This window comes from Cytobacillus sp. FSL H8-0458, from assembly GCF_038002165.1.
Lineage (GTDB): Bacteria > Bacillota > Bacilli > Bacillales > Cytobacillaceae > Cytobacillus.
In genome coordinates, this window is sequence record NZ_JBBOBR010000001.1 from 3,087,817 (window position 1) to 3,107,702 (window position 19,886).

At 43.7% G+C, this 19,886-nt stretch carries 17 protein-coding genes, 16 tRNA genes and 3 rRNA genes; 2 read left to right on the forward strand and 34 right to left on the reverse strand.

What is annotated here, in order from left to right; translation table 11 throughout:
• Positions 1-22: 22 nt before the first annotated feature.
• From NYE23_RS15090 to NYE23_RS15215, 26 genes are all read right to left on the reverse strand, one after another.
• Complete coding sequence (locus tag NYE23_RS15090; RefSeq protein ID WP_341079027.1) at positions 23-421, reverse strand: helix-turn-helix domain-containing protein; 399 nt, start codon at positions 419-421, stop codon at positions 23-25.
• Positions 422-776: 355 nt separating this feature from the next.
• The gene (locus tag NYE23_RS15095; protein WP_341079028.1) at positions 777-1,127 is read right to left on the reverse strand and encodes a hypothetical protein; all 351 of its coding nucleotides are present in this window, start codon (positions 1,125-1,127) and stop codon (positions 777-779) included.
• Positions 1,124-1,369 carry a hypothetical protein gene (locus tag NYE23_RS15100; RefSeq protein ID WP_341079029.1) on the reverse strand — a complete coding sequence of 82 codons (246 nt, stop codon included), beginning with the start codon at positions 1,367-1,369 and terminating at the stop codon, positions 1,124-1,126. The genes NYE23_RS15095 and NYE23_RS15100 overlap by 4 nt, the downstream gene beginning before the upstream one ends.
• A gap of 196 nt (positions 1,370-1,565) precedes the next feature.
• Positions 1,566-2,435, reverse strand: a complete 870-nt coding sequence (locus NYE23_RS15105; RefSeq protein WP_341079030.1) for a hypothetical protein — start codon at positions 2,433-2,435, stop codon at positions 1,566-1,568.
• A gap of 148 nt (positions 2,436-2,583) precedes the next feature.
• Positions 2,584-3,324, reverse strand: a complete 741-nt coding sequence (locus NYE23_RS15110; protein WP_341079032.1) for a tyrosine-type recombinase/integrase — start codon at positions 3,322-3,324, stop codon at positions 2,584-2,586.
• Entirely contained in the window at positions 3,276-3,509 is a 234-nt protein-coding gene (locus NYE23_RS15115) for a hypothetical protein (protein WP_341079033.1), read from the reverse strand. The genes NYE23_RS15110 and NYE23_RS15115 overlap by 49 nt, the downstream gene beginning before the upstream one ends.
• A 119-nt stretch (positions 3,510-3,628) precedes the next feature.
• A tRNA-Leu gene (locus NYE23_RS15120) sits at positions 3,629-3,710 on the reverse strand.
• Positions 3,711-3,733: 23 nt separating this feature from the next.
• Positions 3,734-3,822: transfer RNA gene (locus NYE23_RS15125), tRNA-Leu, on the reverse strand.
• 28 nt (positions 3,823-3,850) lie between these two features.
• Positions 3,851-3,924: transfer RNA gene (locus NYE23_RS15130), tRNA-Cys, on the reverse strand.
• An 18-nt stretch (positions 3,925-3,942) separates the two neighbouring features.
• Positions 3,943-4,017, reverse strand: a tRNA-Gly gene (locus NYE23_RS15135).
• Positions 4,018-4,021: 4 nt separating this feature from the next.
• Positions 4,022-4,096: transfer RNA gene (locus tag NYE23_RS15140), tRNA-Gln, on the reverse strand.
• 58 nt (positions 4,097-4,154) lie between these two features.
• Positions 4,155-4,230 (reverse strand) — tRNA-His (locus NYE23_RS15145).
• 11 nt (positions 4,231-4,241) lie between these two features.
• Positions 4,242-4,315 (reverse strand) — tRNA-Trp (locus NYE23_RS15150).
• A gap of 7 nt (positions 4,316-4,322) precedes the next feature.
• A tRNA-Tyr gene (locus tag NYE23_RS15155) sits at positions 4,323-4,406 on the reverse strand.
• Between the two features lie 17 nt (positions 4,407-4,423).
• Positions 4,424-4,499: transfer RNA gene (locus NYE23_RS15160), tRNA-Thr, on the reverse strand.
• A 16-nt stretch (positions 4,500-4,515) separates the two neighbouring features.
• A tRNA-Phe gene (locus tag NYE23_RS15165) sits at positions 4,516-4,588 on the reverse strand.
• A 135-nt stretch (positions 4,589-4,723) separates the two neighbouring features.
• A tRNA-Asp gene (locus tag NYE23_RS15170) sits at positions 4,724-4,800 on the reverse strand.
• A gap of 3 nt (positions 4,801-4,803) precedes the next feature.
• Positions 4,804-4,877: transfer RNA gene (locus tag NYE23_RS15175), tRNA-Met, on the reverse strand.
• A gap of 179 nt (positions 4,878-5,056) precedes the next feature.
• Positions 5,057-5,132: transfer RNA gene (locus tag NYE23_RS15180), tRNA-Val, on the reverse strand.
• Between the two features lie 4 nt (positions 5,133-5,136).
• Positions 5,137-5,211, reverse strand: a tRNA-Glu gene (locus NYE23_RS15185).
• Positions 5,212-5,226: 15 nt separating this feature from the next.
• Positions 5,227-5,317: transfer RNA gene (locus tag NYE23_RS15190), tRNA-Ser, on the reverse strand.
• A gap of 3 nt (positions 5,318-5,320) precedes the next feature.
• Positions 5,321-5,395 (reverse strand) — tRNA-Asn (locus NYE23_RS15195).
• Positions 5,396-5,415: 20 nt separating this feature from the next.
• A 5S ribosomal RNA gene (gene rrf / locus NYE23_RS15200) occupies positions 5,416-5,532 on the reverse strand.
• Between the two features lie 253 nt (positions 5,533-5,785).
• Positions 5,786-8,721: ribosomal RNA gene (locus NYE23_RS15205) — 23S ribosomal RNA — on the reverse strand.
• A gap of 301 nt (positions 8,722-9,022) precedes the next feature.
• Positions 9,023-10,573 (reverse strand): 16S ribosomal RNA (locus NYE23_RS15210).
• Together the 16S, 23S and 5S rRNA genes with 16 tRNA genes alongside form the textbook arrangement of a ribosomal RNA operon.
• A gap of 274 nt (positions 10,574-10,847) precedes the next feature.
• Entirely contained in the window at positions 10,848-11,723 is an 876-nt protein-coding gene (locus NYE23_RS15215; protein WP_076260375.1) for a nucleotidyltransferase-like protein, read from the reverse strand.
• A 150-nt stretch (positions 11,724-11,873) separates the two neighbouring features.
• On the opposite strand from NYE23_RS15215, the gene NYE23_RS15220 reads away from it, so the two are divergent.
• Positions 11,874-12,230: a YgzB family protein gene (locus NYE23_RS15220; RefSeq protein WP_048010460.1), complete on the forward strand. Its 357-nt coding sequence runs from the start codon at positions 11,874-11,876 to the stop codon at positions 12,228-12,230.
• A 111-nt stretch (positions 12,231-12,341) separates the two neighbouring features.
• Here the strand turns inward: NYE23_RS15220 and perR are convergent, their stop codons facing one another.
• From perR to NYE23_RS15260, 8 genes are all read right to left on the reverse strand, one after another.
• On the reverse strand, positions 12,342-12,779 hold the full coding sequence (perR, locus tag NYE23_RS15225) for a peroxide-responsive transcriptional repressor PerR (protein WP_162272000.1): 438 nt from the start codon (positions 12,777-12,779) through the stop codon (positions 12,342-12,344).
• Positions 12,780-12,887: 108 nt separating this feature from the next.
• Positions 12,888-13,445, reverse strand: a complete 558-nt coding sequence (locus NYE23_RS15230; protein WP_341079034.1) for a cob(I)yrinic acid a,c-diamide adenosyltransferase — start codon at positions 13,443-13,445, stop codon at positions 12,888-12,890.
• A 1-nt stretch (position 13,446) separates the two neighbouring features.
• Entirely contained in the window at positions 13,447-14,427 is a 981-nt protein-coding gene (locus NYE23_RS15235; RefSeq protein WP_341079035.1) for a D-2-hydroxyacid dehydrogenase, read from the reverse strand.
• A 162-nt stretch (positions 14,428-14,589) separates the two neighbouring features.
• Entirely contained in the window at positions 14,590-15,066 is a 477-nt protein-coding gene (gene bcp, locus NYE23_RS15240; protein WP_341079036.1) for a thioredoxin-dependent thiol peroxidase, read from the reverse strand.
• 73 nt (positions 15,067-15,139) lie between these two features.
• Positions 15,140-15,553: an ion channel gene (locus tag NYE23_RS15245; RefSeq protein WP_341079037.1), complete on the reverse strand. Its 414-nt coding sequence runs from the start codon at positions 15,551-15,553 to the stop codon at positions 15,140-15,142.
• 135 nt (positions 15,554-15,688) lie between these two features.
• Entirely contained in the window at positions 15,689-16,474 is a 786-nt protein-coding gene (locus NYE23_RS15250) for an ABC transporter permease (RefSeq protein WP_341079038.1), read from the reverse strand.
• A 3-nt stretch (positions 16,475-16,477) separates the two neighbouring features.
• The gene (locus NYE23_RS15255; protein ID WP_341079039.1) at positions 16,478-17,269 is read right to left on the reverse strand and encodes an ABC transporter permease; all 792 of its coding nucleotides are present in this window, start codon (positions 17,267-17,269) and stop codon (positions 16,478-16,480) included.
• Positions 17,270-17,302: 33 nt separating this feature from the next.
• Positions 17,303-18,310 (reverse strand): ABC transporter ATP-binding protein, encoded by a 1,008-nt coding sequence (locus tag NYE23_RS15260; protein WP_341079041.1) that lies wholly within the window; start codon positions 18,308-18,310, stop codon positions 17,303-17,305.
• Between the two features lie 193 nt (positions 18,311-18,503).
• Between NYE23_RS15260 and NYE23_RS15265 the strand changes: the two genes are divergently transcribed.
• Entirely contained in the window at positions 18,504-19,799 is a 1,296-nt protein-coding gene (locus NYE23_RS15265; protein WP_341079042.1) for a glutamate-1-semialdehyde 2,1-aminomutase, read from the forward strand.
• Positions 19,800-19,886 lie beyond the last annotated feature (87 nt).

Below are 19,886 nucleotides of genomic sequence, written 5' to 3' on the forward strand. Positions count from 1 at the left end.
GAATGTGCAAAAAAGAAGACCGCTATAAAGCGATCACTTCAATGAACTCATCAGGTGCAAGTTGTTCTTCTTCTTTTGTAAGAGCATTAATAGCAACCGGAAAATAAACAATATATTTATTTACTGCATTTTTATTTGAGCTAGTTTTTTGACGAATAACTTTAATTAATTTTTTTTGCTCCAGTAGTTCTATCGCTGTTACAACGGTTTTATTACTTCCTATGCCCAAATCTTGTTGTATTGTTGATATAGATGGAAAAGCAAAATTCATGTTTGTGTTATATCTATGGTTTAAGTAACAATAAACCATATATACTGTTGCTTTACCTTTTAAGAGATAAAAAACATTATTCGAAATTTGAGTAAAATCTTTTTTCAGCCTATCAATTCTTTCAAATTTTATTACGATTTTTCCGTTCATAATCAACCTCCGAGTACTTTATTTCTCTCTCACACTCTTTATATCAAGAGAAACAAATACGTAAATCAAATGGAGAAAAAATAATGATTTCATTTTGAGAGATACAATGTTTGTAGCAAGATGGAAAATTTAGTATATTCATTACAGTAAGTAAATATTGGCTCACAAACAATATTTATTGCTTTACTGTCTTGCATGAAGCAGCGGCTTTCCAATAGCAAAGTAATCGCCAGCTACAGGAAAAAAGTAACCAACTACCTTACATTATCTGGTCGGGTGCGGTAAGGGGTGGTTACTTTTTTCGTTAAAAATTATATAAATAAAATAATGATTTTATATAAAAAAAGACCGAGCATTATGCTCGATCATCACTCCAGTATTCATCAAACTCAGTTCCGCCTAAAGATTTAATTTTCCTTAGAACATCTAAGTAAATATAAATTGGTTGACCGCCAATAATAATGGGTTCCTTATCTTCCGGTCTTTTAAATACTCTTCTATCATGTCTTAGCATTGCTTTATAAAATGCTTCCTTTTTATCTTCAGCCGTACGAACTTCATCATTAATTAATGACCGCAATTGGTACAATGTATTTAGATTCACCTCGTAATTATAGTTTCGTTCTACTATATTTTTGTGTGCCCTTCTCATGTCGGATAATGTAATCCCTCTCGCATTAAATCTTTCTTTTTTTACATCCATCATGTTAATTTACCTCCAAAAGTGTTTTTTATCTCTCGGAGTAACTTATATCGAGGAAAAAGAAAGTGTAAAGCATGATAGAAAATAATTAAAAAAAATCGAGCATTAAGCTCGATCATCCCATCCATTCTAGGAAGGCTTCTGTTATTGTAGTAAAGGTAAAACAATTCGTTAAGTAACTTAATTCGTTCGCCGCTATCCATTTCTTCAATTGCTTGTAAAACCTGTTCTGCTGTAAGCTTCATTCCCATACCACCTCTCCCATATTATAAAATAGAAATTTTAATATATCATTTATTCAAGTGAAAAATTTCCATTTATTTTGGAGCCCTAGCTCTTTATTTAAAGACCTAAAAAGAGGAGATAATAATTTATATTATCTCCCTTTCTCCGTTCCATCTGGGTCAATTCTGGGCCTCTGGGATATATCCTGATTAATGACTAATAGGGTAACTCGTCATAGTCATCGTTTTCTCTTCTTCGAACAAACTCCATCATTAATTCTTGATACTCAGCAAATTCCTCTGAACGTTTGTAATCCGAATGGTCACACATTCTTTGAAGTGACTTATAAGCATATCCCTTAATCTTATCTTCCAGAATATTAGCGTATCGTCCACTCTCAATTGTTTCAGTTACAAATTGATCTACAAGTGTTCCCCACTGTTTTTTGCTCCATCTTCCTAAAGCAAATTTCGTATAAAATTCATTAACAGCATCGGTCATTAAAGACTTAAATTGGTTAGGTTCTAATGACTTGGTAATTTTTCCTTGATAATTATCAATATTATTTTTGTTATCTTTATATTGTTCTTTTTTATTTTTATTTTTAATAGCGGAACCCTTTTGTACATGCTTGCCTGTATCTTTGGTCAAGGGTAGGATTGACCTTTTGTCATTCCTAGAGGATGTCTCAGAAGGCTTTCCGACAGTCCCTTGCTTGTCTTTCAGGTCTTCCCTTTTGTAAGAGCTGGGCTTTACAAGCTCCTGAGCAATTTTATCTGTAATGTGGAAGTACTTTTTTGATGGTACTCCCATTATCTTCGTTTCAATAAAGCCAGCATCCTCCAGTTCTTTTACTGCTTTCATTTGCTGCTTATAAGTAAGTGCAGTTTCTTCCTTCAGTGTTTCACTTGTCAGAAAGAAGTATTCTTTATCATTCCTGGCTGTTAACATACCCTTACTTCCAAAACTCTCATAACTAGAACAAAGCTGTCCAAAAATTATTGCTCCGTTAACCGATACTGTGTGTGCCAACTGTTTGTTGTACATTACAAAGCCTTTACCGCTCAATAATGGCATGAGCTTCATTTTACTCTCTCCTTTTGCACTAGGAAAGAAAACATGCTAAAATTTTAGTTAGCAGAGGTTTATCTTCTGTGCAGTGTATTGAGGGGTATTGGACCGCGAATCCACCCCTCTTTTATTTATTATATATAGCGAACACACGTTCGTAAAATTATAGTTTTAAACCTTTGAGAGCTCCATATGCCTTATGCTTTTTTTCTAAATCTGTTCCCCAAAGGTTTACATACCTCTTTGTAACTGTGATATCTGTATGTCCTAGAAGATACATGAGGGAGAATGCATCTATACCTGACATAATCATTCGTTTGGCCATTGTATGCCTAAAAGTATGTGGGCTTACTCTTTTGCTTATTTGAGCCTGGCTACCATACTTTGTGAATCTTGTTTGGATGCTATGAGGATTTAGTTCGCCTTCATCTCGATTTATGAATAAACTTTCTGTTTCAACTTGACCTCTGATTTTAATGTATCTCTTAACCTGTTCCTGTGTAATTTCTGATAAATAGACAGTTCTTTCAAATGAGTTTTTTGTCTTACGTATAATAACCGTGTTACCCCTTATATCTTCCACTTCAATTCCTACAAGCTCAGATAGTCTTATACCAGTATCTAAAAACACCAGTAAGATTACTTCGTCTCTAAACGAAACAAAGGACTTCTGCTTCCTCATTACCGCAATTAACTTTTCAATTTCACGATCATCCAAAGTTTCAATTGTCTTTTGTCTGTCTCTAAGTAATTTGATGTTCTTCATTGGATTTACTTCAATAACCTTGTTCTTAAAAAGGAAGTTATAAAAAGCTCTTAATGCTCGTAAACGAATATTGATTGTTGTTACTTTCATTAACTCTTTACTTTTAATGAAAGAATCTCTATATCCTTCTGATGACATTCAACGAGCTGCTTACCAATAATCTTAATTGCAGCATGAAATTCATTTTTGTAGTAAGTCACTGTTGCAGGTCTAAGGTTCCTTAAATAACAGTCATTAAAGAACCTTTCAAATGCTTCTTCATCGTTAATCTTCTTTTTTATTATCCGAAGTTCTTCTGCTGATAATTCCTGTCTTCTAGCCATTACTACCTCCTACGCACACGATTCGACGCACACGATTATTGATTATATTTGTCGTGTTAGAAGGCAAAGAAAAAAGACCCTGACATAACGTCAGAGTCTTGATTCATAAAGCTTTTTGATACCGGTGGCCGGGGTCGAACCGGCACTCCTTGCGGAACACGATTTTGAGTCGTGCGCGTCTGCCAATTCCGCCACACCGGCATATTAAAATGGAGTAAATCTTGTGGTGCCGAGGACCGGAATCGAACCGGTACGGTAGTCACCTACCGCAGGATTTTAAGTCCTGTGCGTCTGCCAGTTCCGCCACCCCGGCGTGTATCAGCGAATCAAGATTTAAATTATGGAGGCGGCAACCGGATTCGAACCGGTGGTAAAGGTTTTGCAGACCTCTGCCTTACCACTTGGCTATGCCGCCATAAAAACAATGAAATTCTGGAGCGGAAGACGGGATTCGAACCCGCGACCCCCACCTTGGCAAGGTGATGTTCTACCACTGAACTACTTCCGCAAAATGGCTGGGCTAGCAGGATTCGAACCTGCGAGTGACGGAGTCAAAGTCCGGTGCCTTACCGCTTGGCTATAGCCCAATGAACGTTTCATAATACATTTATATGAGAGTTACACTTGTACTGTTACATTAAAATATGGGGCGACTGATGGGAATCGAACCCACGAGTGTCGGAGCCACAATCCGATGCGTTAACCACTTCGCCACAGCCGCCATAATAATATTGGCAGGGGTAGTAGGAATCGAACCCACATCAAAGGTTTTGGAGACCTTCGTTTTACCATTAAACTATACCCCTATATAAATGGTGGAGGGGGGCAGATTCGAACTGCCGAACCCGAAGGAGCGGATTTACAGTCCGCCGCGTTTAGCCACTTCGCTACCCCTCCATATTAACATAAAAAAATGGTGCCGGCGAGAGGACTTGAACCCCCAACCTACTGATTACAAGTCAGTTGCTCTACCAATTGAGCTACACCGGCTAATCACATAACAAGGTGGCTCAGGACGGAATCGAACCGCCGACACAAGGATTTTCAGTCCTTTGCTCTACCGACTGAGCTACTGAGCCATATTAAGATATTTTGCCTAAATAAAATTTGGCTTCGTCCTTCGTCCCGATTTATCAATCGGTACGCTGAAGTCTTTCAAGGCAGCTTATTCGGTCGTGCTCTACCGACTGAGCTACTGAGCCATATATAAAAAATGGCGGTCCGGACGGGACTCGAACCCGCGACCTCCTGCGTGACAGGCAGGCATTCTAACCAACTGAACTACCGGACCGGATTGCGGGGGCAGGATTTGAACCTGCGACCTTCGGGTTATGAGCCCGACGAGCTACCGGACTGCTCCACCCCGCGATAATAGTATTAATGTGATTTTTCTATGCTCACATTTTGTATTTCATCTCGCAGCTTATTCAATGATGTACCGCCCCCGATTTCAGAAAGATTATTCAAGCAGCAGCTCAATCGGTGCGCTGAAGTAATTCCTTCGAAGGTTATTCGGGCGTGCTCCACCCCGCGATAATAAAATAATATGGTGGAGGATGACGGGATCGAACCGCCGACCCTCTGCTTGTAAGGCAGATGCTCTCCCAGCTGAGCTAATCCTCCAAAATGGTGACCCCTACGGGATTCGAACCCGTGTTACCGCCGTGAAAGGGCGGTGTCTTAACCGCTTGACCAAGGGGCCAATATGAAATTAAAATGGCGGAGAGCAAGGGATTTGAACCCTTGATACGCGGTTAGCGTATACACGATTTCCAATCGTGCTCCTTCGGCCACTCGGACAGCTCTCCATTTGGCTCCGCAGGTAGGATTCGAACCTACGACCGTTCGGTTAACAGCCGAATGCTCTACCACTGAGCTACTGCGGAATAATGATATTTGTAAAACAGCCCGGCAGCGTCCTACTCTCACAAGGGGACAGCCCCTAACTACCATCGGCGCTGAGAAGCTTAACTTCCGTGTTCGGTATGGGAACGGGTGTGACCTTCACGCTATCGCCACCAGACTATTTTTTCAGAGACAAGTATTATTATACCGTCTTTCTATCATTTTTCAAGAGGAAATTTACTTTTTTTCGTTCCCTCAAAACTAGATAATGCATGAAGAAGTATTTGCCGAGTATTCACCAATGACTTGTCTAGCTTCGGCTCCTAACTTCTCGGCCGTTTCGATCCGTCCCTCCAAATCCCAAAACCAGGATTTGAATGGCCGGCTCTCCAACGTCTCTCGAAGTTGAACAGTCGCCTCCGCTTTTCGTTTTGGTTAAGTCCTCGATCGATTAGTATCAGTCAGCTCCACATGTCGCCACGCTTCCACCTCTGACCTATCAACCTGATCATCTTTCAGGGATCTTACTAGCTTGACGCTATGGGAAATCTCATCTCGAGGGGGGCTTCATGCTTAGATGCTTTCAGCACTTATCCCTTCCGCACATAGCTACCCAGCGATGCCTTTGGCAAGACAACTGGTACACCAGCGGTGCGTCCATCCCGGTCCTCTCGTACTAAGGACAGCTCCTCTCAAATTTCCTGCGCCCACGACGGATAGGGACCGAACTGTCTCACGACGTTCTGAACCCAGCTCGCGTACCGCTTTAATGGGCGAACAGCCCAACCCTTGGGACCGACTACAGCCCCAGGATGCGATGAGCCGACATCGAGGTGCCAAACCTCCCCGTCGATGTGGACTCTTGGGGGAGATAAGCCTGTTATCCCCGGGGTAGCTTTTATCCGTTGAGCGATGGCCCTTCCATGCGGAACCACCGGATCACTAAGCCCGACTTTCGTCCCTGCTCGACTTGTAGGTCTCGCAGTCAAGCTCCCTTGTGCCTTTACACTCTGCGAATGATTTCCAACCATTCTGAGGGAACCTTTGGGCGCCTCCGTTACTTTTTAGGAGGCGACCGCCCCAGTCAAACTGCCCACCTGACACTGTCTCCCGCCCCGATCAGGGGCGCGGGTTAGAATTTCAATACAGCCAGGGTAGTATCCCACCGACGCCTCCACCGAAGCTGGCGCTCCGGCTTCTCAGGCTCCTACCTATCCTGTACAAGCTGTACCAAAATTCAATATCAGGCTACAGTAAAGCTCCACGGGGTCTTTCCGTCCTGTCGCGGGTAACCTGCATCTTCACAGGTACTATAATTTCACCGAGTCTCTCGTTGAGACAGTGCCCAGATCGTTACGCCTTTCGTGCGGGTCGGAACTTACCCGACAAGGAATTTCGCTACCTTAGGACCGTTATAGTTACGGCCGCCGTTTACTGGGGCTTCGATTCAAAGCTTCGCTTGCGCTAACCTCTCCTCTTAACCTTCCAGCACCGGGCAGGCGTCAGCCCCTATACTTCGCCTTGCGGCTTCGCAGAGACCTGTGTTTTTGCTAAACAGTCGCCTGGGCCTATTCACTGCGGCTCATCAGGGCTATTCACCCTAATGAGCACCCCTTCTCCCGAAGTTACGGGGTCATTTTGCCGAGTTCCTTAACGAGAGTTCTCTCGCTCACCTTAGGATTCTCTCCTCGCCTACCTGTGTCGGTTTGCGGTACGGGCACCTTTTCCCTCGCTAGAGGCTTTTCTTGGCAGTGTGGAATCAGGAACTTCGGTACTAAATTTCCCTCGCCGTCACAGCTCAGCCTGTGTGGTAACGGGATTTGCCTCGTTACCGGCCTAACTGCTTGGACGCGCTAATCCAGCAGCGCGCTTACCCTATCCTCCTGCGTCCCCCCATTGCTCAAACGGTAAAGAGGTGGTACAGGAATATCAACCTGTTGTCCATCGCCTACGCTTTTCAGCCTCGGCTTAGGTCCCGACTAACCCTGAGCGGACGAGCCTTCCTCAGGAAACCTTAGGCATTCGGTGGATGGGATTCTCACCCATCTTTCGCTACTCATACCGGCATTCTCACTTCTAAGCGCTCCACCAGTCCTTGCGGTCTGGCTTCAACGCCCTTAGAACGCTCTCCTACCACTGACATCGGAAGATGTCAATCCACAGCTTCGGTGATACGTTTAGCCCCGGTACATTTTCGGCGCGGAGTCACTCGACCAGTGAGCTATTACGCACTCTTTAAATGGTGGCTGCTTCTAAGCCAACATCCTGGTTGTCTAAGCAACTCCACATCCTTTTCCACTTAACGTATACTTTGGGACCTTAGCTGGTGGTCTGGGCTGTTTCCCTCTTGACTACGGATCTTATCACTCGCAGTCTGACTCCCATGGATAAGTCTTTGGCATTCGGAGTTTGTCTGAATTCGGTAACCCGATGGGGGCCCCTAGTCCAAACAGTGCTCTACCTCCAAGACTCTTACTACATGAGGCTAGCCCTAAAGCTATTTCGGAGAGAACCAGCTATCTCCAGGTTCGATTGGAATTTCTCCGCTACCCACACCTCATCCCCGCACTTTTCAACGTGCGTGGGTTCGGGCCTCCATCCAGTGTTACCTGGACTTCACCCTGGACATGGGTAGATCACCTGGTTTCGGGTCTACGACCACATACTCATTCGCCCTATTCAGACTCGCTTTCGCTGCGGCTCCGTCTTATCAACTTAACCTCGCATGTAATCGTAACTCGCCGGTTCATTCTACAAAAGGCACGCTATCACCCATTAACGGGCTCTAACTACTTGTAGGCACACGGTTTCAGGATCTCTTTCACTCCCCTTCCGGGGTGCTTTTCACCTTTCCCTCACGGTACTGGTTCACTATCGGTCACTAGGGAGTATTTAGCCTTGGGAGATGGTCCTCCCTGCTTCCGACGGGATTTCTCGTGTCCCGCCGTACTCAGGATCCACTCTGGAGGGAACGAAGTTTCAACTACAGGGCTTTTACCTTCTCTGGCCGGCCTTTCCAGACCTGTTCATTTACCTCGTTCCTTTGTAACTCCGTGTAGAGTGTCCTACAACCCCAGGAGGCAAGCCTCCTGGTTTGGGCTAATCCCGTTTCGCTCGCCGCTACTCAGGGAATCGCGTTTGCTTTCTCTTCCTCCGGGTACTTAGATGTTTCAGTTCCCCGGGTCTGCCTTCCATATCCTATGTATTCAGATAAGGATCCCATCCCATTACGGATAGGGGGTTTCCCCATTCGGAAATCTCCGGATCAAAGCTTACTTACAGCTCCCCGAAGCATATCGGTGTTAGTACCGTCCTTCATCGGCTCCTAGTGCCAAGGCATTCACCGTGCGCCCTTTCTAACTTAACCTACTTCGGCCGCTGATCGACTGCAGATCTCTGCGTCAGCTCTCTCGCTCCGCTCCTCACGTACTAAAGTACGCTCCGGTGCTCACTCAGTCGCTTCCTTGATCTCCTTGCCGCTCATCGTCCTCATGGTTTGTGCTCTTACTTATTTTTAAATAAGAGAAAAAAACTAAGATGGCGATTACTCGGTTATTGCTTCTTCATTAACATTATCTAGTTTTCAAAGAACGAATCTTTCATTGAGAGATTGAACTCTCAAAACTGAACGAACAAAGAACGTCACGTTTCTTGTAAATATTCCTTAGAAAGGAGGTGATCCAGCCGCACCTTCCGATACGGCTACCTTGTTACGACTTCACCCCAATCATCTGTCCCACCTTAGGCGGCTGGCTCCAAAAGGTTACCCCACCGACTTCGGGTGTTACAAACTCTCGTGGTGTGACGGGCGGTGTGTACAAGGCCCGGGAACGTATTCACCGCGGCATGCTGATCCGCGATTACTAGCGATTCCGGCTTCATGCAGGCGAGTTGCAGCCTGCAATCCGAACTGAGAATGGTTTTATGGGATTCGCTTAACCTCGCGGTTTCGCAGCCCTTTGTACCATCCATTGTAGCACGTGTGTAGCCCAGGTCATAAGGGGCATGATGATTTGACGTCATCCCCACCTTCCTCCGGTTTGTCACCGGCAGTCACCTTAGAGTGCCCAACTGAATGCTGGCAACTAAGATCAAGGGTTGCGCTCGTTGCGGGACTTAACCCAACATCTCACGACACGAGCTGACGACAACCATGCACCACCTGTCATCCTGTCCCCCGAAGGGGAACGCCCTATCTCTAGGGTTGTCAGGAGATGTCAAGACCTGGTAAGGTTCTTCGCGTTGCTTCGAATTAAACCACATGCTCCACCGCTTGTGCGGGCCCCCGTCAATTCCTTTGAGTTTCAGCCTTGCGGCCGTACTCCCCAGGCGGAGTGCTTAATGCGTTTGCTGCAGCACTAAAGGGCGGAAACCCTCTAACACTTAGCACTCATCGTTTACGGCGTGGACTACCAGGGTATCTAATCCTGTTTGCTCCCCACGCTTTCGCGCCTCAGCGTCAGTTACAGACCAAAGAGTCGCCTTCGCCACTGGTGTTCCTCCACATCTCTACGCATTTCACCGCTACACGTGGAATTCCACTCTTCTCTTCTGCACTCAAGTTCCCCAGTTTCCAATGACCCTCCCCGGTTGAGCCGGGGGCTTTCACATCAGACTTAAGGAACCGCCTGCGCGCGCTTTACGCCCAATAATTCCGGACAACGCTTGCCACCTACGTATTACCGCGGCTGCTGGCACGTAGTTAGCCGTGGCTTTCTGGTCAGGTACCGTCAAGGTACCGGCAGTTACTCCGGTACTTGTTCTTCCCTGACAACAGAGTTTTACGATCCGAAAACCTTCATCACTCACGCGGCGTTGCTCCGTCAGACTTTCGTCCATTGCGGAAGATTCCCTACTGCTGCCTCCCGTAGGAGTCTGGGCCGTGTCTCAGTCCCAGTGTGGCCGATCACCCTCTCAGGTCGGCTACGCATCGTGGCCTTGGTGAGCCGTTACCTCACCAACTAGCTAATGCGCCGCGGGCCCATCTGTAAGTGATAGCGAGATGCCATCTTTCAGCTTTTCCTCATGTGAGGAAAAGAGTTATCCGGTATTAGCCCCGGTTTCCCGGAGTTATCCCAGTCTTACAGGCAGGTTGCCCACGTGTTACTCACCCGTCCGCCGCTGACTTCAGGGAGCAAGCTCCCATCTGTCCGCTCGACTTGCATGTATTAGGCACGCCGCCAGCGTTCGTCCTGAGCCAGGATCAAACTCTCCATATAAGAGTTGATTAAGCTCGAGTTGTCTTTTCATAAAAGACTAATGATTTAAACGTTGACGTTTTTGTTCGTTCAGTTTTCAAAGATCAATTTCTCTTGTTATATTTTACCTAATCGCTTAGAAGCGACTTTATCAATATAACATGTGTTGATTTTATCTGTCAACACTTTTTTTAAAGTTATCCGTCGTCTGTGAAAATGTTTTTCGTTCATATCGCAGCGACGGATATAAATATAACAAGGATTTAAATAAAGGTCAATAGATTTTAAAGTTTTTTTACGATAATTTTTTTTTGAGTTTGTAATACCTGTGATAAATTCCTTGACCTTTTGTTTCTATGTTTACTACTTCTATGAAATGCTTATCAATCAAATACTCAAGAAGCATGCTTAAGTCAACCGCATAAAGATGAAGTTCATCATGGTTCATAATATCGTGGATGGACCATTCTTCTTTCTCAGCAAGCACATCAGCAAGATGACTGATTCCTTGTTTCGTTCTCGAATGGATTAAAAATTCACTTGCAAGGAACAGCAGCTCCAGCCTTTTTTCAAGCGGCTCCTGGCTATTCACCAATTCTTCATACAGTTTCATTATTTCAGGCTCAATTTGCTTTACCTGATTCCAGACAGTTACTTCCGGATGGAATCCATTTTCGATAACAGCAAGCCTGGCCAGATGATGAAGGGAATGAACAATATGGTTATAGGCATCAAAATAATGGCGGTTCTCAAAGAAGGCTTTGCCATCCATATATCGTCTGATCAGCTTGGCAAACTCAAGCCCCATTTTTAATTTTCGCCCATAGAATGGAAACTCTCTTAATTCCACCTTCAGGTTATGAATATATTCATTTCGGTCAAATAGAACTTTTCCATTATAGAGCCAGTCAAAGATTTTCCGGTTCGACCCCAGCAGGATCCATTCGCGAAGCTGCTTATCTGTCACGATATGAAGGGCCGCTTTTTTATCTTTATATGTGTAATGTTTAACAAATACAGGTTCATCTGCTTCCTCAACAAGGATCAGCAGTACAGCATCAAATGTATCAGTAGCAGGAATAGCCTTTTGCATTTTTTCGGTCATAATCACGCCTAGAGTGTTTGTCTGGCTTGCCCGTTCCTGGTATATAGGACGGAGAATATCTTCCATCATAATTCCTCCATTTTATTGATAGCGTATATCTTCGACAATTATAAATGAAATCCTTCCTAAAGGTGAGACATTTTTCGACACCATTCTATATTAATATTTATTTCAGCAAAAGGAGTGTGGTATAGTTAGTTTTTAGGAGGGAGCAGTATGGCTAAGTACTCAAATAAAATCAATAAGATTCGTACATTTGCCCTTAGTTTAATTTTTATCGGATTTATCGTTATGTATCTCGGAATATTCTTTAGGAATTCCGCTCTGCTCATGACAATATTTATGCTTCTTGGAATGCTCTGCATTCTTGCCAGCACCGGTGTTTATTTTTGGATCGGCATGCTTTCAACAAAAACCGTGCAGGTGGTTTGCCCGAATTGCGGAAAACACACAAAGATGCTTGGCCGCGTTGATATGTGCATGTACTGCAATGAACCTTTGACGCTTGATCCAAATCTTGAGGGCGCTGAATTTGATGAAAAATACAACAAAAAAAATACGAAGCAGAGCTGATTTTTCTCTAGCTTCCATATTCAAGTTCAAAATGACCGGCTCCAGACAGCCGGTTTTTTATTGGATTAAAAATAAAAAGCTGACAGCAAAGCGCCGGCAGCTTTAAAATTATTAGTGAGCTTCTTTACTTGCACAATCCGGACATGTTCCGTAAATCTCCATTCGATGATGGCTGATTTTAAAACCTGTAACATGCGAAGCAAGGTGCTCTACTTCATCCAGGCCAGGATAGTGAAAGTCTACAATCTTGCCGCAACTTTCACAAATGACATGATAATGATGAGTGGTTACAAAATCGAAGCGGCTAGATGCGTCACCATATGTCAGTTCCTTTACCAGGCCAACCTCACGGAATACTCGTAAATTATTGTAAACTGTTGCCACACTCATATTTGGGAATTTCCCCTCTAATGCTTTGTAAATATCGTCAGCAGTCGGGTGTGACATGGAGTTTATTAAATATTCAAGTATCGCATGACGCTGCGGAGTGATACGAACTCCAGTGTCTTTTAAAGTATCCAGCGCCTCTTTTAATTCCATATGCGCCACCGCCATGCACCTCTTTTCCAACAAATATTCTTACTTTATAATCTTTATAAATAGTGTACTAATTTTTTACCACATTTGTCAATATTACAAACACCTTAATAGAGGGAATCAGCTCTTTTCATCGTGCAGTGATTGCTCTCCAGTGCCCAAATGATGATTCACAAATCGCGCAGCAACGAACAGCAGATCAGACAGCCGGTTCAGATAGATTAATACGAGCGGATTTACTTCACCACCTAGCGACACCGCACATCGTTCCGCTCTTCTCACAACGGTTCTCGCTACATGGAATGCCGCTCCTGCAGGATGACCGCCGGGCAAAATAAAGTTATTCAGTACAGTAAGATCAGCTTCCCACTCATCAATTCGCTTTTCCATGAAGGTGATATCTTCTTCCTTTATCGTCCATTTAACTTCTTTTCCTGCGGGGGTTGCCAGCTCTGCTCCTGCATGGAACAAGTCAGTCTGTACTTTATGAAATACCTGTTCCGCTTTTTCTTTACCGCTGAAATACTCGCTTCTTAAATGGCTTAAGGCCAATCCAATCATGGAATTCGCTTCATCACATGAACCGTAGGCCTCTACGCGAATGTCATTCTTACTGACTCTCTGCCCATATATTAGTGACGTTGTCCCCTCATCTCCCGTTTTGGTATAAATTCTCATTTCAATACCCTCTTTCAAGATCGATCGCATTCATATAATCTTTGTTATTTTTTATATATGTATGAAGGTTATGCTTAAAAATTTCAAAAGATCTCGGTAAATAGTTTTTTGTTCGGCTTGACAGGTGAGGTGTGACCGTTACATTATCCATTCTCCAGAAAGGATGCCCTTCAGGCAGAGGCTCTTTTTCAAAAACGTCTAGATACGCATGTGAAAGCTGGTTTTTTTCAAGTGCAGATAGAAGCACTTTCTCCTCAACAAGATCTCCTCTTCCTATATTCATAAAAACAGCAGAATTCTTCATAGCAGAGAAATGCTTATCTTTTAACAGATGTTTAGTTTCAGGCGTGCTCGGAAGGACAGAAACGATAAAATCAGCTTCAGGAAGGACATGGGTAAGCCTGCTGACTGGAAAAACACGATCCGTCCATGCGTTTTCCCGGCCGCTCCTATTCACTCCAGCCACTTTCATTCCAAAGCATTTGGCGAGTCTTGCAATCTCTCCCCCTATTGCACCTACACCGATAATTAATAAAGTTTTTCCATGCAGCTCATCCATTGGCAGATTACGATTCCAAACTTCTGCCTTTTCATTTTCAGCCAGCAATGCTCTTTGTTTAACATGCCCTAACATAGTTCCAAGCGCAAATTCAGCCATGGGGATTTTATGGATTCCTCTTGCATTTGTAATTAAGATGCCTTTCTCCCTGCAGGTTTCCAAAGGCATTTCATCCATTCCCGCTGACATCACCATAATCCACCTTAGGTTTGTGGTTTGATTAATATGTTCTTCTGTCAGATCTTCTCCATAGGTAATAAATACTTCAGCATTATAAAAGGATTCCCCTGCAGCTTCTATTCCGTCAAAAAACAGGAAATCTCCCTCAGGAAAATCCCGAATTACTTCCTGGCGCAGCTCTTCGGGCGGCAAAATGGAAGACACAATTTTCATAAACTCCACTCCAACATAGTTTTTATTCATCATACCACCCATCGATGAATGGTAAAAACAATAAAAAAAACGAACCCGTTCAGGTCCGTTTCGAAAAAGTATCTGAGGAGGTATGCCCTAATAAAATGATATGCAAAACTTGTTCTTCGGAATGGACAAAAGCCTTGTTCCGATAAAAAATAGGCAACCCATTTAGCGCTGGGTCAAATTCTCCTTAATATACTCCAGCGCCTGCTCGACATGACCCTTGACCTTTACCTTGCGCCATTCTTTCACGAGCTTGCCTTCCTGGTCAATTATAAAGGTTGAACGCTCAATTCCCATATATTCTTTCCCGAAGTTCTTTTTCAATTTCCACACACCGTACGCCTCTGCCGCTTTATGGTCTTCATCTGCAAGCAGCAGGAAAGGCAGTCCATGCTTTTCAATAAACTTCTCATGTCTGCTGAGCGGATCAGGGCTTACTCCTAAAACGACTGCGTTCACATCTGCAAAATTCTGATGCTGGTCCCTGAAATCGCAAGCCTGAGTCGTGCAGCCAGGTGTCATGTCTTTCGGGTAGAAATACAGAACAATATTCTTCCCGCGGTAATCTGATAATTTTACCTTTTCACCATTGCTTGCCTCAAGCTCAAAATCCGGAGCCGGTTTACCGATCTCAATTGCCATCGTCATTCCTCCTGTTGAATAGGTTTCTTACTCTAAGCCTATCCAACTTTGCTGCCAAAAACAACTGATATCATTATAAAGCACGGTCACCTGCATCAAATACTACCCTGGCTACAAACGCTGCCGGGATCACATAGCCGATTAACGCTTCCAGCACGGCAATAAGCCTGCCTATTCCAACAGGACTGATATCTCCATACCCAACAGAAAAAAGGGTTACCGCACTAAAATAAAAACCCGTCTCCAGCCTCTCGAGGAAACCGGTCTCCATATATTCTGTGCCGTCCATCAAAACCACCAGCCCATGTAAATCAAGCCAAATATATATCATCCCAAACCCAATCAGAATCGTTGCATATAAACTTATGAGATAAAGGAAATTCTCCACAGAAACCCATCTTCCCTTTATCTTGGCGGAGGAAAAAAGAGTCTGCAGACTCATGATCATGCACAGCACAATTAAAATCAGCGATAAATAAAATGCCATACTGCACCTCATTTCGAAATGCTTTCAATTCATTTATACGCTTATGGCCAGAACTGTATGACAGCCTGTCTCTAAAACATCTTGCTGCATCGGGAAGGTCCGTCCAATAAAAAAAAGCCAGGATTTATCCCGGCTCTAATTGCCCGCACCCCGATAATGCTTAACGCCTGAATTCCAGGTCAGGATCGAGATACCGAAAAAAACGATTCCAATTAAAGGTGTTAAAAAGGAATACAAAAACCATTCTTCTTTCCCCAGAAAGTAGGAAGCCGGATATACACCGACAAAGGCAAACGGAAGAACCCAGGTGAGGACAAAGCGTATAACACTGTTGTAAATATCAACCGGATACCTTCCATAATTACCGATGTTATACATCATCGGCATGATTGATGTTCTGGCATCTGCCCAAAAGCTGATGCAGGCAATCAGTACAAAGATGCCTCCATACACAAGCATTCCGCCTATCACAAATAAGAAAAACAAGAACGGGTCAGTCCAGGAAATCCCTAAACCAAGGCTGTTTCCGGCGTAGATCATAACAGCAATTCCTGTTACAGCCCCAAACAAGGATTCAAGCTCCATCCGTTCCAATACGATTTGAAACAAACTATGGATCGGCCTGGTTAATATCCTGTCGAGTTCACCTTTTACTATATATCTCTCATTAAAATCCCAAATATTAAAGAACGATGAAAACAGCGCATATGGCACAAGGAAAAACCCGTAAATAAAGATGATTTCATCCCTTGTCCAGCCGCCAAGCAGATTGGTATGCCCAAAGACGACTAAGATAAAAATTAAATTAACTGCCTGAAAAAGAAGATCTGAAAAGATCTCTACAAATAAATCTGCACGGTACTGCATTCTTGTTTTCATATATTGGGCGACATATTGAAAGAAAATGGCTATATAAAACATGCGTCACCCTCCTTGAATAATGAGCTGTTTTTTCGCAATGATCCACAGGACCTGAATGGGTATGATCAGAATTAGAACCCAGATTCCCTGCATTAGAATCGCCTGGATGGCTTCATTGTCTGAAAAGCTATTAGTAAAAATCATGCTGGGCACATAGCTGATACCCTGAAAGGGCAGAAATTTTAGTACATCCTGTGCCCATACCGGAAAAAAGCTGATAGGAATCAGGAGGCCGGAAAAGAGATCAATCACCACTCTTTTTGCCCGGATAAGCCCGGTGTTATTAAATAAGAAGAAAGTGGTAATACCTGTCAGCAAATTAATTTGCGTATTAATAAAAAAACTTAATACAATCGATACCGCAAAGAAAATCCAGGTCGTCCAATCCGCAGAAAATTGGAGGGGGAAAATGAACGAGACGATGACCATACCCGGAACCGAGAAAAAGAAGAGACGGAATATCCCTTCCCCCAGTCCCTGCATGGTTTTCATACCCAAATAATTATATGGGCGGATCAGCTCCACCGCTACTTTTCCTTCTTTAATTTCAGCAGCCATTTCCCGGTCTATATTATTAAAGTAAAATGCTCTGGCCATCCAGGCTACAGCTACATATGTCGACATCTGAATCACCGACATACCCTCAATCGCATCTTTTTCACCATAAATGGCACTCCACAAAAAATAGTAAGCACCAATATTAATGCTGTAAATCAGAATGCCTGTATAATAATTTGTTCTGTAGGCAAGCATCATCAAAAAACGGATCCGAATCATTTCGATATACTTATCCACAGGAACACCCCCGGGTAAAAGTAAATTCTTTCATTAAGATATCCCCCGGTCATAAATATTTCTTATGATTTCCTCTGTTGAAGTTTCTTTAATATTGATGTCTTTCACTTTCAAATCCGCAACCACCTTGGCAATCAGCAGGGAAATCAGTTCATCATTATCCTCGGCAAAGGCTGTAAAAATCGCTTCTTTCTCATCCTTTTCCCATTTCACTTCCGATGAAGCCGTAATTCGGTTTAAGTCGTTCAGGGTCACATCTTCAAGGAACTGGAATTCTATTTCCTTTCCTTCTCCCCATTTTTCCTTCAGGCTTTTTAAGGCTCCATCATAAATGATTTTGCCCTCGTCCAGCATCACTACGCGTTCGCACAGCGCCTCGATATCCGACAGATCATGAGTAGTCAGCAGAATGGTTGTATTATATTTTTCATTAATTTCTTTTAAAAACTCTCTGATCTTTAATTTAACAAGCACATCAAGCCCAATAGTCGGCTCATCCAGGAACAAGAGCGGCGGATTGTGGATGAGTGCCGCTGCTAGTTCACACCTCATTCTTTGCCCGAGTGAAAGCTTCCGGACAGGCTTATCGAGCAGAGGTTCAATATCCAGGGTATTGATCACATGTGCCATATGACTGTTGTATTGCTCATCAGTAACTTTGTACACCTTCTTGAGCAGCCTGAAGGATTCCTGAACAGCAATATCCCACCAAAGCTGAGATCTCTGGCCGAAGACAACTCCAATCGTGCTGACGAATTTTTCACGGTCTTTATGAGGGTTCATTCCATTCACGATCACTTCACCGCTTGTTGGGGTCAGGATCCCTGTCAGCATTTTTATGGTAGTTGACTTCCCGGCTCCATTTTCACCTATATACCCAACCATCTCCCCTTGCTTTACATTAAAACTGATATTGTTCACTGCTGGCACAATCTTATAATTTCTTGTAAGCAAATCACGGAAAGCACCCTTTAATCCGGAGCGGCTGGAATAAGCTTTAAACTCCTTTTTTAAATTCTGGACTGTTATTGCATCTTTCATCTTTACTCCTCCTGCCCATTAATGCCCTAATGAAATAGTTTAGACAAACAGCGCCTTCTTCACAACTAGATTGCTTCAATTCTTATTTTTAAAATACAGAATAATCCGCCTTCCCTTAGATTGGACGAAGCCCCTTCCAAACATGTTAAAATAATGACGGACATATAAATGGATTTTTATCAGGAGGATTAACATGCAATTTACTAATTCTGAACGGCTGCATAAACAAGCTTTAGAACATATTGTAGGCGGGGTAAACAGTCCTTCCCGCTCCTATAAAGCAGTAGGCGGCGGCTCGCCGGTTGCAATGGAACGGGCACAGGGCGCTTATTTCTGGGATGTGGACGGCAATCAATATATTGATTATCTGGCGGCATACGGTCCCATCATTACCGGGCATGCCCATCCGCATATTACAGAAGCCATAAAAACAGCTGCTGAGCGCGGAGTATTATATGGAACTCCGACACCTCATGAAGTGAAATTCGCCGGGATGCTTAAGGAAGCAATGCCTAATTTGGACAAAGTCCGTTTTGTGAACTCAGGAACTGAAGCGGTTATGACAACAATCCGTGTGGCAAGGGCCTATACGGGCAGGGACAAAATTATTAAGTTTGCCGGCTGCTATCACGGCCATTCCGATCTTGTACTGGTTGCTGCAGGTTCAGGTCCTTCAACACTCGGAACCCCTGACTCTGCCGGAGTTCCAAAAAGCATTGCCCAGGAAGTGATCACGGTTCCTTTCAATGAAATCGAACCATATAAGGAAGCGCTGGAAAAATGGGGCGACCAGATAGCTGCTGTGCTGGTGGAACCGATTGTCGGCAACTTTGGAATTGTTGAACCAAAACCAGGATTCCTGGAACAGGTTAACGAATTAACACATGTAGCTGGTGCGCTTGTCATTTATGATGAAGTCATCACAGCTTTCCGTTTTATGTATGGCGGCGCTCAGGACCTGCTTGGTGTAAAACCGGACTTGACAGCCATGGGGAAAATCATTGGAGGAGGCCTTCCAATCGGTGCATATGGCGGAAAGAAAGAAATTATGGAAACAGTAGCTCCTTTAGGTCCAGCTTACCAAGCTGGTACAATGGCTGGAAATCCAGCGTCGATTCTATCAGGAATTGCCTGTCTCGAAGTTTTAAAGCAGCCTGGTGTCTATGAATATCTGGACAGACTGGGAGAAATGCTTGAAAAAGGGATTAGCGAGGCAGCTGAAGAACATAACATCCCAATTACAATTAATCGATTAAAAGGTGCCCTGACAATCTACTTTACGGAAGAAAAAGTGGTGAATTATGAGCAGGCGGAAAATACAGATGGAGAAATGTTTGCAAAGTTCTTCAAGCTGATGCTCAATCAGGGAATAAACCTGGCTCCTTCAAAATATGAAGCTTGGTTTATGACAATCGCGCATACAGAGGATGATATTCAAGCCACCATTCATGCGGTGCAAAACGCATTTCAACAATTAAAAGACGAATAAATATTCACTATTTTATACACCGACGGGAGCAGAAATGCTTCCGTTTTCTTTATTTCCAGGAATGAAAACGTTTACAATTATGGAGTT

Excerpts from the sequence above, each read along its gene's own strand:
- NYE23_RS15100 (WP_341079029.1), bottom strand. The coding sequence starts at position 1,369 with ATGAAGCTTACAGCAGAACAGGTTTTACAAGCAATTGAAGAAATGGAT.
- bcp (WP_341079036.1), bottom strand. The coding sequence starts at position 15,066 with ATGGCAATTGAGATCGGTAAACCGGCTCCGGATTTTGAGCTTGAGGCA.
- NYE23_RS15235 (WP_341079035.1), bottom strand. The coding sequence starts at position 14,427 with ATGAATAAAAACTATGTTGGAGTGGAGTTTATGAAAATTGTGTCTTCC.
- NYE23_RS15105 (WP_341079030.1), bottom strand. The coding sequence starts at position 2,435 with ATGAAGCTCATGCCATTATTGAGCGGTAAAGGCTTTGTAATGTACAAC.
- NYE23_RS15250 (WP_341079038.1), bottom strand. The coding sequence starts at position 16,474 with ATGTTTTATATAGCCATTTTCTTTCAATATGTCGCCCAATATATGAAA.
- NYE23_RS15110 (WP_341079032.1), bottom strand. The coding sequence starts at position 3,324 with ATGTCATCAGAAGGATATAGAGATTCTTTCATTAAAAGTAAAGAGTTA.
- NYE23_RS15095 (WP_341079028.1), bottom strand. The coding sequence starts at position 1,127 with ATGATGGATGTAAAAAAAGAAAGATTTAATGCGAGAGGGATTACATTA.
- NYE23_RS15220 (WP_048010460.1), top strand. The coding sequence starts at position 11,874 with ATGGCTAAGTACTCAAATAAAATCAATAAGATTCGTACATTTGCCCTT.
- NYE23_RS15260 (WP_341079041.1), bottom strand. The coding sequence starts at position 18,310 with ATGAAAGATGCAATAACAGTCCAGAATTTAAAAAAGGAGTTTAAAGCT.
- NYE23_RS15115 (WP_341079033.1), bottom strand. The coding sequence starts at position 3,509 with ATGGCTAGAAGACAGGAATTATCAGCAGAAGAACTTCGGATAATAAAA.
- NYE23_RS15230 (WP_341079034.1), bottom strand. The coding sequence starts at position 13,445 with ATGAGAATTTATACCAAAACGGGAGATGAGGGGACAACGTCACTAATA.
- NYE23_RS15090 (WP_341079027.1), bottom strand. The coding sequence starts at position 421 with ATGAACGGAAAAATCGTAATAAAATTTGAAAGAATTGATAGGCTGAAA.
- NYE23_RS15265 (WP_341079042.1), top strand. The coding sequence starts at position 18,504 with ATGCAATTTACTAATTCTGAACGGCTGCATAAACAAGCTTTAGAACAT.
- NYE23_RS15215 (WP_076260375.1), bottom strand. The coding sequence starts at position 11,723 with ATGGAAGATATTCTCCGTCCTATATACCAGGAACGGGCAAGCCAGACA.
- NYE23_RS15245 (WP_341079037.1), bottom strand. The coding sequence starts at position 15,553 with ATGGCATTTTATTTATCGCTGATTTTAATTGTGCTGTGCATGATCATG.